At 43.1% G+C, this 13,125-nt stretch carries 12 protein-coding genes and 1 riboswitch; of the genes, 3 read left to right on the forward strand and 9 right to left on the reverse strand.

Annotation, left to right across the window (positions count from 1 at the left end):
* Nucleotides 1–180 precede the first annotated feature (180 nt).
* The 4 genes from KCG35_RS04980 to KCG35_RS04995 all read right to left on the reverse strand — a co-directional run bounded on the left by KCG35_RS04980 (nt 181) and on the right by KCG35_RS04995 (nt 3,314).
* Nucleotides 181–924 (reverse strand): carbonic anhydrase, encoded by a 744-nt coding sequence (locus KCG35_RS04980; RefSeq protein ID WP_215818573.1) that lies wholly within the window; start codon nt 922–924, stop codon nt 181–183.
* Between the two features lie 123 nt (nt 925–1,047).
* Nucleotides 1,048–1,917: a substrate-binding periplasmic protein gene (locus KCG35_RS04985; RefSeq protein WP_215818574.1), complete on the reverse strand. Its 870-nt coding sequence runs from the start codon at nt 1,915–1,917 to the stop codon at nt 1,048–1,050.
* Nucleotides 1,918–2,475: 558 nt separating this feature from the next.
* Entirely contained in the window at nt 2,476–2,853 is a 378-nt protein-coding gene (locus KCG35_RS04990) for a DUF2237 family protein (protein ID WP_215818575.1), read from the reverse strand.
* A gap of 74 nt (nt 2,854–2,927) precedes the next feature.
* Nucleotides 2,928–3,314 carry an MAPEG family protein gene (locus tag KCG35_RS04995; protein ID WP_215818576.1) on the reverse strand — a complete coding sequence of 129 codons (387 nt, stop codon included), beginning with the start codon at nt 3,312–3,314 and terminating at the stop codon, nt 2,928–2,930.
* Nucleotides 3,315–3,537: 223 nt separating this feature from the next.
* On the opposite strand from KCG35_RS04995, the gene KCG35_RS05000 reads away from it, so the two are divergent.
* Nucleotides 3,538–3,918: a hypothetical protein gene (locus KCG35_RS05000; RefSeq protein ID WP_215818577.1), complete on the forward strand. Its 381-nt coding sequence runs from the start codon at nt 3,538–3,540 to the stop codon at nt 3,916–3,918.
* Nucleotides 3,919–4,000: 82 nt separating this feature from the next.
* Here the strand turns inward: KCG35_RS05000 and KCG35_RS05005 are convergent, their stop codons facing one another.
* From KCG35_RS05005 to thiB, 5 genes are all read right to left on the reverse strand, one after another.
* Nucleotides 4,001–4,558 (reverse strand): GNAT family N-acetyltransferase, encoded by a 558-nt coding sequence (locus KCG35_RS05005; RefSeq protein WP_215818578.1) that lies wholly within the window; start codon nt 4,556–4,558, stop codon nt 4,001–4,003.
* Nucleotides 4,559–5,084: 526 nt separating this feature from the next.
* A complete protein-coding gene (locus KCG35_RS05010) occupies nt 5,085–7,337 on the reverse strand; it encodes a tRNA(Met) cytidine acetyltransferase TmcA (protein WP_215818579.1) in 2,253 nt (750 codons plus the stop codon).
* A gap of 14 nt (nt 7,338–7,351) precedes the next feature.
* Complete coding sequence (locus tag KCG35_RS05015; protein ID WP_215818580.1) at nt 7,352–8,017, reverse strand: ATP-binding cassette domain-containing protein; 666 nt, start codon at nt 8,015–8,017, stop codon at nt 7,352–7,354.
* A complete protein-coding gene (locus KCG35_RS05020; protein WP_215818581.1) occupies nt 8,004–9,569 on the reverse strand; it encodes an ABC transporter permease subunit in 1,566 nt (521 codons plus the stop codon). Before KCG35_RS05020 ends, KCG35_RS05015 begins: the two co-directional genes overlap by 14 nt.
* Nucleotides 9,566–10,633: a thiamine ABC transporter substrate binding subunit gene (thiB, locus tag KCG35_RS05025; RefSeq protein ID WP_230409020.1), complete on the reverse strand. Its 1,068-nt coding sequence runs from the start codon at nt 10,631–10,633 to the stop codon at nt 9,566–9,568. The genes KCG35_RS05020 and thiB overlap by 4 nt, the downstream gene beginning before the upstream one ends.
* 176 nt (nt 10,634–10,809) lie before the next feature.
* A riboswitch (TPP riboswitch) is annotated at nt 10,810–10,929 on the reverse strand.
* Between the two features lie 142 nt (nt 10,930–11,071).
* Between thiB and KCG35_RS05030 the strand changes: the two genes are divergently transcribed.
* Both KCG35_RS05030 and KCG35_RS05035 read left to right on the forward strand, forming a co-directional pair.
* A complete protein-coding gene (locus tag KCG35_RS05030; protein ID WP_215818582.1) occupies nt 11,072–11,587 on the forward strand; it encodes a DUF6933 domain-containing protein in 516 nt (171 codons plus the stop codon).
* A 97-nt stretch (nt 11,588–11,684) separates the two neighbouring features.
* Nucleotides 11,685–13,064 (forward strand): multicopper oxidase family protein, encoded by a 1,380-nt coding sequence (locus KCG35_RS05035; RefSeq protein ID WP_230409021.1) that lies wholly within the window; start codon nt 11,685–11,687, stop codon nt 13,062–13,064.
* Nucleotides 13,065–13,125 lie beyond the last annotated feature (61 nt).

The following is a 13,125-nucleotide window of genomic DNA, read 5'->3' on the forward strand; positions in this document are numbered from 1 at the left end:
ATACGCAGCATTGGCACAATCTATACTCATCACGAATTATTTTTATATGCAACTGCCCTGATCTGTCACCCCAGTTACTTATGAACTATAAGCTTCTGGGGTTCATCTCTTGATCACCTCTGATAGCCTTGCTAAAAAGCCCTCGCTATGAGCACAAGAGATAAGAAAACGAAAGAAAAATTACTTTAAAACCTGTCGTGCATTAATAGGTTGAACAGGCCGATTGTTCGTACCACTTGGTAACACTTTAGCAAACTGCGCTACCTGTTGTTGATTGACTTTCACGAATGATTTTAAGACAAACCAGCTTACCCCTTCAGTACAAGGTGGTGTTGTAAGTGAACCATTAAAATAGTAGTAATCCCATTCTGCAGGTAGTAAACTTTGCCAAGCAACTGTGTGTGGTGAAGGTTGCTGCTCATCAGCCTTTGGTAATTCTCCCCACAGTTGTTGTAACACTTGATTCTCATGTCCTTGTTCAAACATCACTGCAACAACGGCCAGCTTACCTTGTTGATTAGCATGCACCAAATGCATTTCTAGTGGGAAAGATTGACTATCAATTTGATTTTCACTGGGTGTATGAAAGTGAAACTGTTTCAGCTCATAGGTTTCACCTTCCCAGGTTAAAATAGAGCCCGACTCAACATTTAACTGTATTGTATGTCCATTATTGACAATATTTTTTGTATGGATTGGTTTGTTCCAAGTAAGTGCTGGTAGCTCTGTATCAAACCCTTGTTTGATATTGATCGGCGACTGGTTAAGCCCAGACTGACATGCTCCAAATGACTTATCAAGCTGTCCCCAATGTTCAGGCCCTCGTTTACCTTGATATCCCCAATGATGTGCACTATCAGCAGAGCTGTAAGGTGCTATTAAGACACTAGATAAAAACAATAAAACAGGTGTTTTAATTTTCATAATACCCTCAAAGATAACGTGTAAACCGGCTTACTATGAATACTTTATATGCTGTAAACAATGATATTCATCAGCAAATAATAATTTTTTACAGAGGATTAAGCAGGTCGCTAATACATGTCGTTAAAAATTTCCATTTTGCAGGGGAAACCAACGTTTTTTGAGCTCAGCTAATATTCCTTGCTGAAGAAGAAACTGTCTGGATGAATCAAAATCTTTTAAAATATGTTTTGCTTTCGAATTAAGTTTATTACCTGATAAAAACTCAAACCCCTGATCAAAAGCGGCTAATTTTTGAAATTTTTTATTGATAGCCTTTTCGATCAAATAGTGATCAAACACCTCCTCATAGCCCACTAACCCTTCTATTCTCCTATAACCCAGCATCTGGAATCCTTGCTCAACAGTATTTACTTCCCTTAACTCTATATGTTCAATCTGGGAATTCCAATACCTGCCATAATCCCACCCCCTCATTACACCGATTCTAAGTCCAATCATTTCAGCTAAGTTTTGCCAGCTACCTTGGCTTTTCTTATTAATATAAATAACATAGTGTACTGTATTCACTGGGTATTCAGAAAACATCAGAAATTGGCTTCGCTTCTCCGTCACCGCAGCCGGAAAAACAACATCTATCTCATTACGGCGAACCAGTGACATAACTCTTGACCAAGGGTAAACCATCAACTGAATGGTATATCCTTGTCGGTGCATACTGAGCCTGAGCACATCCCAACTGTACCCTTGAAGTCTTTTAGAGTCATGCCCGGGAGGAATTAGCTCACTAATATCATTAGTTTTCGCAAAGCTTTGTCGAAAACAAAATGGTGCATAGTCTTCCAAAGTGGCTACAGTAATAACCTTATTTGGATCATAACTATTAGGTAATGCAGGCTCATCACCCACTACCCCTTGCCTTAACACTATAGCGAAAGTAAAAACCACGAGGGTCTTCGTTATGCAAGCTAATACCTTATTACCACGCCCCATAGTTGCTATACCCTTGTCAAAGCAATCAACTCCATCCCTCTGAAGCGAATCAATACCTTCTATTCATCATAGTTCAACATGATAAAGATTTGTCACTGGTATAATAAAACCATCATTTCACAATAGCTCGCTATGCAATAGGAATCAAAAATCTGCTAATAATTTAAATATCACAAAAATACCATTTCAATATTTAAATTAATAACCCCTTAAAAACCTTGACAAAAAAAGCATCGACCATTCAATTAATTTTTATCATATATTACCCATAACGAAGGTTTTTTAGGGTCGGCCGTCAAGTGATGAAGCCCCAGGGCAAGTTTACTACTGTGAAACTTGCGGTAGCAACTTTAATTGATATAACAGCGCTGCTGGGCGGTTATATTAATAAGTGACTGGGGTGAAGAACGCTGACAACAAACCCTAACAATGATTCGTGAAGGGTATACCATCATAAAAAGTGTTTTTTAGATTTTAAAACATAAAAATTAATTACACATACACCCGGAGCAATCGCATAAAAACCCGCATATTATTTAATTAAATAATTTTGTTTACTTAATTCAAGTCCAACGCGTATTGTCGAAGAATATCGATAGGAATAACATCCAAAGTTTTAATATGTGTACTGCCAAGAATCACTTTTGGTGCACAGTCATGCTGAAAGGCTTCCCACCAACGTGCAGCACAGAGACACCAATGATCGCCTGGACGTAATCCTGGAAAACCATGTTCAGGTATAGGTGTTATTAAATCATTACCCTGCTGTAGAGAAAAAGCTAAAAATTCCTGGGACATGATGGCACATACTGTATGAATCCCCAAGTCCTGAGCACTGGTGTTACAACAACCATCCCGAAAATAACCTGTTTTTGGTTGATCACTACAGATACTCAGTGACTCACCAAAAACATTGAGTGAAGGTGCTTGCTCCATATTTTTATCCCCTAAAATTCCTTTTTGTTATGGGTATAGCTCATTCATTGTTTTGAGGGCCCTTGAGTTTGTGTCTACCAGCTTATCCATAACATACTGATGACACATACTAAGCCCGTAGCAAAAGCTAATGACCTGAATACATCCCAATTTTTAATGTAAAAGAAACCATGCGTAACACGTGCTGCCACAAACAGTTCTGCAAACAATGAAACTTGGGGTTCAGGGGCTTGGCGTAAATGAACAACAAGCATGGCAACCGTAAAAATTGCCAATGCTTCCCAGGCATTTTGCTGAGCAGCATAAACTCGAGTCCCTGGGCCTTGTAATTGGGTGATCTGTTGTCGGGGATGCTTATTATCAACCCCTCCAGGAAGCCTGCTCCGATAATATACACCAATCCCCGCATAAATATACGGCATAACGGCTACAATAACTAGGCAGATTAATGGGGTTGTCATTTAATGTCTTCCCTTACTTACACACCAGAGATATCACCACCACTGTAGTGCCTTGAAACACACCACAGTATAAAGAAACTCACTTGTAATTCATCAAACTGACCCAATCTTTAAAACAGTCAGGTTAAAACCTTTACACATTTATTTTAGGGATCGAAGTTATTCGTTTTGATTTCTTTTCTGGTTAATTTAGTTTTTACACTAACCAAGGAACCCTGGGATTATGAACTTTGATGATAAAACGAAATATTTTTTACGCACCTTTGCCTGTTTATTTGTGTTAGCTGCCACCTACGTATTGGCTATGCAACGTCTTAACCTTCACCATCAATATGTTATAAGCAGCTTTATTGTTTTAGGTGGATTTATAGCTTCATTGACCGTGTTAAGCCTAACTCAGTTATACCGAAAATGGTGGCTTAATTTACCTACAAGCAGTGCGTATTTAGCATTTCTTGGTTTCCTAACCTATAAATGCCCAAACCATGGCGCAAAAGAAATAATGACCATGCTTTGCTTTGTTGCACTAGGCATTTTTGCAGGAAACTTAGTCAAACTATCGCGTATGCCTCAATCTCCTGCGCAACAATCTCCATTCTTATAGCACTGGTTTACCTTGAAAAATAATGGCAAAACCAATGCTAGAATCGCTTGTTTATTTCCCTTAACTTTTTATTTATCTTAACTTAGCTGGAGTGTTCTTGTGCCAGGAATAACTCTTCCATTCCTTGACAACAATCAGGTAACGATTTTAACCAGTAGCATATCACTTCTTTACCCCAGCGGTTAATCGTATCACCAGATTTCATACCTAACTTAGCAACTATCGCTTTAGCAGCTTCGTTATCAGTTTCAACCAGCGTCACAATGGAAGGTAAGCGAAAACGGGTAAAAGCCAGGTACACTGCAGCTTTAGCGGCTTCAAAGCCATACCCTTGCCCCCATGCATTTCGCTGTAAGCGAAATATAAGCTCAATAGTTGACTTTCCACAAACAGCCAGTGGGGCCAAACCACTGTAACCAATAAACGTATTATTCGATTTTGTTTCCACAGCCCACCGGCCAAAGCCATAGTTTTTATACATAACCTGGTATTCAGTAAGCAGCTTCGTTGCCTGCTCCAAACTCAAAGAGCCTGAAGGAGAATAGGCCATCACCTCAGGGTCAGCTAACAACTGGTAAAAGGATTGGGCATCGTCTTCTGTCAACTCCCGCAGTCGCAAGCGCTCGGTGGTGAAGATCATTGTTGAGTTTCCTTAGTTTGTAATCAGCTCTGTATCCTATTGCAGCGGTCATGTGCCAAAGTAAGACGAAGCAAAAGAACTCGCAAATAACCACAACATTTAAGAAACCTACCCTTAATTAATACAAGATAGGCTTTACAGTCAAAGAGCTATAACAGTTAAGTGGTGCCAATTTAATGAAAATACACCTTTACGTTTAACTCTTGCTCATTGGTGCTAAGTCGATCTTATTAAGATAGCGACGAAACATTACCTTAAAATAACCTAAAAGGTTAATTATTGAGCATTTATTGGTACTCTTCATATCAAATCACATGTCATATCAAACATCACATGCTTTCTTATTAGGTATTCACTATCTGACCAGACAGTGGATAAATAGCCTATTTAATATAAAGCATTATTCTTTCAAAAAATGATACCTTAGCATATCAGGCTAAGCACTAAAATAAAGGGGTAGTAGTGCAGTTATCATCAATTTCACTATTGTAAGTGCGACACATGTTTTGCATTTATCCAAGAGGTGCTATTGAAACACAAGGTTTTGCATCACTTGTCTTAATTCTGCACAGAGACTTTTTTGGCCATTAAACTTTAATTTACACGCAACCTGTCTTTCAGTTTCCTGTAACCAGGCTAAGCGTATTAAAGCTTCCCAATAGTGCGGAGTCAGTTGTTGGTAGCTTTGTGTATTAGCCAACCAGTATGCCAACGCATTGGCTATAGCAGGCAATGTTAACTGCAACCCTCGCTGTCCTTGGATAAACCCTGCAATCAACTGCCAGTCTCTGGTAGTGATGTGATTAGAAAGCCCCTGTGTCCAACAAGCACTTACCCATGGCAAAATCACTTCACAGCCAACAGTATGAAAGGCTACATGTTGAGCAGTTAACCAATAACGTAATGACAACACATGCTCCTGTTGCCACGAGAGACAAGACGACTTAGCCTGATCATTCAGTGGCCGTAACATCACTGCCGAAAAAACACCACTGGCTGCATCTGAGCTTAACCCCCAGCGGACAGGAGACAACCCACAACGTAACCAGAACGCCAGCACATCCCCTGTGAGTCCAAAGCTGGTTCCTAGAAAATCAAACTGGGCTTGTTGAGCATACAGATAAGTTTTTTTAACAAGCTGTTGACCTACACCTATGCGCTGCCAGTCTGGGTGAACGGCTATACGCATGACTCGAAGGTATGCAAAACATCCCGCTAGCTTATCACCGCCATGATAAGTTAACGTTTGTGGTAAAAGTTGACCTTTCAGGCGACGCTGCCCTAGCCAAACCGGTTCCCGTAACGCTTCAGGTAATGGTGGCTCGGCAACAGCCCACAATGTACCTACCACCTGCCCTTGCCACTCAGCCACCAACAAGCGACCACTAGGATCATCCAATAATTGGCGCAAGTCACTGGGTTTGGTCTGATAGTGAGCCAATACCAATAACGCAAATAGCTGGTTCAGTCGGTGTTCATTGGCAATGAGATCTTTAGCATCAAGCCAAGTTAGCGTTAACTGCTCAAGTTGAAAATGCTTGGTAGGCTTCACTTCAGCAGGGTTAGCCCCCAATAATAAAGCTTGATAGCTGAATGCTTCCAAAGGATCACCTACAGCCCAACGAACAGGTTCTTCAAGAGTTAGTTGCTGAAAACGAGGAAAATGCTGCTGAAGAAAACGCTGGAAACGCACAGCAAAACCCCGCCCAGTGCCTTCATAACCATGTACGGTGCTGGCCAAAACACATTTAGGGTAAGCCATAACTAACTTGGTTAAGATGGGCACAGGTATCATCGCGGCTTCATCAATCAATAATAAATCCACTTCAGGACGTTCCTGCAGAATATCCTGTGGAGATGAAAAGCCTAACTGACCTGACGGGCCCATTAGTCGCTGTCCAACGGTCCCCAGATCAACACCTTCAGATTGATGCTGCTGATCATTTTGCAGCACCTCACTAGCATGCTGCCAAAGCTTAGCAAGCGCCTGCTTACGTGGCGCTGTTGCTAAAAGTGACAGTGGGTCTTTATTCGTTGCTGGACTTTGTTCCAGTAACAGCCCCACCGCTAAGCCTAAAGCGGCGGATTTCCCACGCCCTCTATCAGCAGTCAGCACTATAGGTTGTGCTTTATGCTTGTTTACAAGCCCAATCACTTCTTGAACCACACACTGCTGCTCAGCATTTGCATAGGTTTGTGAGTAAAACGAGCGTAACCCACTCTCATTTCCAGATAAAACGCTTGGCTGGTGTATTAGGCCTTTAGCGGTAAAAAGCCAATGATTGGAAACCCCATGCAGACAATCCCTCAAACGCTGAAGAAACAACCGGCGAGGGTCCTGCCCCTGAGGAATAAAATGCAAATATTCGGGATCTTCATACGCTGGCCAAGAAGCTAGCGCTGGTATTATCCAAACCAATGCCCCTCCAGCAGGAATTAGCCCTGTTGCAGCACCAAAACTATCAGGATGAAAACCAACAAAACTGTCCATCACCACAAACTGAACTTCACGTCCCAACCACTGATTTATTTGACGAGGTTTAATCGCCCGAGAATCAAGCCCTGCATCAGCTAACCATAAGAAAGGATAAGACGAGGTTTTCGTTTGTTGCCGCGTTGAAAGATAAGAAATCAAATTTTGCTGTTGCTGACCAGCCCACTCATGAGATCCACTTACCACCACTAAAGCTCGATGTTTTGTCTCAGAGGCTTGCTTACACGCACTATTAAGAACATCAATTAAGGTTATGTCTGCAGTGCTAATGTCACGATCAACCATTGATTACACCAGATCTATTTTGCTGCTTGATTAACTGTTTGAGACATCACATCAATGTGCCCTCCTTCACTGATATGCCAATAGCAATCAGCAATAGAAGCAACTTCTTCTGGAAAGTGAGTCACCAGTAAAACGGTTAAGCCAAACTGCTGCTGTAATTCATGGGTTAACTGTAAACACTCATGACGAAGGTTTGGATCCAGAGCACTAAAGGGTTCATCAAGTAATAACAATGGCTTTTGCCTTAACAAACAACGCGCCAAAGCCACACGCTGTCGCTGTCCCCCTGATAAAGACAACGGTGAGCAAGCCAACAACTCTGTAATGGCAAGTCGCTCGGTAATTTGTTGTAAGGTTTGCTGTTGCTGGACCGTTAATTTAGCTGAGGGTGATACACCAAGTGCAATATTGGTCAATACATCCAAGTGTTCTATGAGATTCTGTTGCTGGAATAACATCGTCACAGGTCGCTGCCCAGGCACACATTGATCAAAACGCTCCCCCTGCCAAAATAGCTGGCCTGATGTGACTGGGAGCAAACCCGTGATAGCCTCTAACAAGGTACTTTTACCTACTCCACTGGCCCCTGTTAGCGCACAAAGCTGACCTGACTTCAGCTGTGCCGAATAACACATAACCTGCTGGTTTCGTTTGATAGTTAAACCTTCAACTGCTAGCACTCTTTCTCCCCAATGTTAAGTAGACCAGCCCATAACATAACCCGCAACACACCAACAGCCAAACAGCTACAGCCATTGCAGAGGCTAACTGATAACTTCCTAATAAGCGATAAATGGTCAACGGTAGTGTATTAAAGTCAGCAGCACCAACCAGTACCGCCACCCCCATATCGCCCAGGGATAAAATCCAGGCCAAAGCCAATGACTGGGCAAGCGGTTTATTAGTCATGGGTAACACAAACCAACGCCACCAAGCCCAACGACGCAGACCCAAGCTCTGGGCAAGTGGGCCATAGTAGTCATAACAGTGTTGAAAAGCGGAGGCGATTAAGCGAAAGGTAAAAGGCAACGCCATTAAGGCATTCGCCATCACGATCAAAATGTAACTCCAATAATCTGCTCTATGCCATGCCAGTGTACCAATAAACCACCCTGTAGCTAGCACAACGGGTGGTAGGTAAAGTGCAGCAACCGCAGTTTGCTCCAACCAACGGTCTACACAGCGATAGCGCATATGCTGTCGGAAGTGCAACATCGCTAGGCTTAATAAACAGGCTAGTAATGATGAGCAAAGGCCGATCAGTAGCGAGTTAAGTGTCGCCTCCCCAAGTGACGAAGACCAGGGCCATGCGGAAAGACCTGACCATGCGCCCCATACAATCGCCAGTAATGGCAATAGGCAAAATATCAATCCAAACCCGCGAATAGTAACCCATAACTTACTGGCTGAAAGCCACAAGGCTTGTTGAGAGCGATGAACACTAATCGGTGCAGTTGTGGTGGACGCTGGCATCAAGCGAGTTGCCAGTACTGCAATAATAATAGCCAGCGCTAACTGCAATAACGCGAGTATGCCTGCCTGTGGTAAATCAAACTCATAACGTAATGCTTGATAAATAGCGACTTCCAATGTTGTAGACTTAGGTCCACCGCCCAACGCCAGAACAATCGTGAAACTGTTAAAGCACAATAAAAACACCAACAGACTCAAACCAACGACTTGTGTTCGAATCAAAGGCCACTCTAACCAACGCCAGCGCCACCAACCATTGAGCTGCATCTGTGCAGCCTGCGCATAGTAACTATCAGGAATAGCCTCTAAATGCGAAACCAGTACTCGTGTTGCCAGAGGCAAGTTAAAAAATACGTGGCATATCAAAATGCCGGCTAAGCCATAAATGGAAAACTCTGTTCCCAATAAGTGATTCAGCCAGCCACTGCGCCCATATACTTGGACTATTCCTAAAATAACCACAATAACAGGTAGCGCAAAGCAAACCTGCAGCAAGGCCATTAACCACTGGCGCCCCCAAAATACCCTGCGAGCAATGGCTAACGCAAAAAGTACTGCCCCTCCCACACTGAATAGTGCAGATAGTCCAGCTTGCTTAATTGAAAACAGTAATACTTGCTGTAACCAGGGGTCATCCAATATTAACCCGTCAACATCCGTAAAGGCATACTTGATAACATTGAACAACCCCCAGCTTAAACCCAACCAAACACACCCCGTGGCGACTACGCCAGGAGAATATTTTAACAAACGGCTCACTGGCTTACAGCTCGACGCCACTGACGAAGCCACTGTTTACGCTGTTTTGCAATCGTTTCTAACGACATTTCCAGAGACTTTCGAGGCGTAATCAACTGACCAAAAGCGGGAGGCAGTTTTTTAATAGCGCGTACAGGCAACATCCAGTTATGAGTAGCAATAATGCGCTGAGCACTAGGTGAAAGCAAAAATGCAAGAAACTGTTGTGCTAATTCAGGCTGTTTGCTTTGAGCCAACTGAGCAGCCACTTCAACTTGCAGCGTATGGCCCTCATTAAATGCAGCAGCCTGATAATGAGTCACCTTATCCACTTCCTGATGGTAGGCCGGTGATGTGGTATAGCTCAATACCATATCGGCCTCACCCTTTAAAAACATACCATATGCCTCACTCCAACCTTTGGTGATAGTTACAGTATGCGCTGCTAGCTGCTGCCAGGCTTGAGCGGTTTGATTACCAAACACCTGCTGCATCCACAGTAATAAACCCTGTCCAGGCGTGCTGGTCCGAGGGTCTTGGTAAATAACCTGGATGTCTTTTCGTTTTACCAACTCAGCTAACGATTGCGGTGGATTCTTTAACTTACGGGAGTCATAAATAAATGCAAAATAGCCATAGTCATAAGGCAGAAATACCTTATCCTGCCAAGGGTCAGGTAATGTGAGTGGTGGTAATGACTGCTGATGAGGTGCAAACAGCTTGAGTTTTTTAGCGGCCACAATCAAATGCTGATCAAGCCCTAAAACAATATCAGCCGGTAAGTGTTCACCTTCCAGACGGAGTCGATTTAGTAGCCCAACCCCATCAGTGCTGCTTAGCCAATTTAATGTACATTGACACTGCTTCTCAAAGGCTGCTTTTAATTTAGGACCTGGTCCCCACTCACTAATAAATGACTCATAGGTAAATACAGTTAAAGTGAGTGGCTGTTGAGGCTCAGCAGCTCCAGAGAGTAATGGCACTATTGAGAATAATAATAAAAGCTTAGATGTTATAGCCTTGGATCTTGTCTTTAAGCGTGGTGCATGTACAACCGTCATAAATAGATGCTTGATAAACAACATCAAAAAATTCCCCATCCTCTTCTTGAAGGCTGCTGCAAGACTACTGTGCTTGCAACAACTCTCCTTGCGGGTAAAAACCACTAAAAAATATAATTTTTAGCGAAAACGATTAACAATATCCGGTTGATCAGAGGGTAGACTGGAGAGACTGCCAATATGCCATATAGAAAAGCATCTTCAGGACAGCACTCAACTTCCTACGCCAGTATTAACTGGATCAGGTTCTACGGGTATTTCTCAGCGAACGTGATTATTCAAAACGAGACAACCACAGATTTGCACCCCGATGAGTCCGGCCGTATTGTATACCGTTAGTGTTTATGTAACCAAGCCCAGTTCCACTAACGCCAAGCACATTAATCACTGCTAGGCTTAATGTATTCAGAAGAATATCCATTACACTTTCTTTACATTACTCACAACACTTAGTTAATGCCTATGTTGGTTTTACGTTGTACCCAAAAAGTCATCAAAGCAGCCGGGCTGACAACCAGTGATATTGCTCCACCACAAACACAAGGATATTTAGGCGCGTGGTATTGTAATATTGTCTCTATTCGTGGCAGTTACAGTTTATTCTTTACTCATGAAACCACCCTATACAGCCATGCGCTCCTGAATATTAAGAAACAAACCGTTCGAAACATCACCACCGCGTTCAAAGACAGCTTAAAGCAAAACCTCTTATTCGAAGGCTTCAACTCAGTCACTTTGACGAATTACTTCCAACAGAATGAAAAATGCACCTTCACTAAAACCTGTAGCCGGCGCGTGCTTGGTTCTATGAATGATTTAGTGCATATGCTAGCTGGCTACCTAGAAGAACAACCCTTGATTGGTGAGCAAACCCTCCTTCGTATTATTCAAGATATTAACACCACCCCCATGAGTATGCTGGATATGAATTCAGGCATTCATGCCATGCGCCGTTTAATGATGAAGGTTGCTGTTTGAGATTGAGATTGTTTTTCATTACTATTCACTGATCCGCAAACTATGTTGCCATAGTTCACCTATCTCCTAAAGACGTCCTGTATTAGGAATGCTTTTGATGTCTATATCCCGTCGCCAATTTATTAAGTCTACAATGGCCTCCACCTTGATGAGCCACTTCTCCTTCCGACTTTGGGCTGATGACACCTCACCTGGGTACGACTATGTATTAACGGCTGAACCTACAGAGGTTGACCTCATTGCTGAAGCACCTACTGCAGCCTGGGGATTTAACGGCCAATTCCCTGCCCCCGTGCTTCATGCTCAGCAAGGCCAACCTATTCGTATTAAGTTTATTAATAAACTTAATGAGCCCACCACGATCCACTGGCATGGTCTGCGTATTCCTATCGCTATGGATGGCGTCCCCTTTCTTAGTCAACCGCCAATTCCACCAGGTGATAGTTTTATTTACGAATTTACGCCACCAGATGCCGGGACATTTTGGTACCACCCTCATATGAACAGTACAGAGCAGCTGGGTCGAGGCTTAGTTGGCGCTTTCATCGTACATGAACGACAAGCCCAACCTTTTGCAGAAGATATAACCTGCCTGCTGAAAAACTGGCACATTGATAAAAAAGGGCAAATCAAACGCCTATCCATTCCCCGCTATGCAGCCCGCATGGGGACACCCGGTCGCTGGCCCACCATTAATGGTTTACATCAACCAGTGCTTAAAGTACCTGCTGGTGAATGGGTTCGGCTACGTCTGCTTAATGCCGATAATACCCTTACCTATCGACTGCATATTCCCAATGCTCAAGCACATATCCTGGCAATTGATGGTTGCCCATTAACAACCCCTCGTCCTCTTACCGAGCATGCGATGGGGCCTGGTATGCGAATAGACTTGGGATTTATTGCGCCCAGTAAAGGCTCTACCTGGGCGGTCTGGCATGGAGAGCACTATCCACTCCTTAGCCTGGAGTCTATTGTCTCCACAAAAGATCAGCAGATTCAGGCCGATCAGTCCAATGTACCATCACTGCCGATGAATCCTATTCCTCAACCTGATGTGGAAAATGCCGAAAAAATAAGCTTTGTTTTTGAATGGGCTGGCGCTCTAACCCCAACAGCTCAACAAAAAAAGGGAAAACATACCTTCTGGATGATTAATAAACGTGCCTGGGAAGGCATGAGTGCAGATAACATCCCTGCACCGTTGGCAACACTGAAACGAGGTAAAAGCTATATCTTTATACTGAAAAACATTACCCAATACCACCATCCTATTCACTTACATGGTCATAGCTTCACTGTATTGAAGTCTGATAAGCGAAAAATAATCCCTTATCAGACCGATACCGTTTTACTTGGTAAAAACGAAAGCGCCCAGATTGCCTTTGTGGCAGATAACCCTGGTCGATGGATGTTTCACTGCCATGTCATTGATCATATGAAAACAGGGTTAATGGGCTACATCACTGTCACTTAACCTCCTCAGCTACGTCTTTTGGCGTAGCTGCCATTCCCCTCATTACTCACCACTGAGTCTA

The organism is Zooshikella harenae (assembly GCF_018837975.1).
Taxonomy (GTDB): Bacteria; Pseudomonadota; Gammaproteobacteria; order Pseudomonadales; family Zooshikellaceae; genus Zooshikella; species Zooshikella harenae.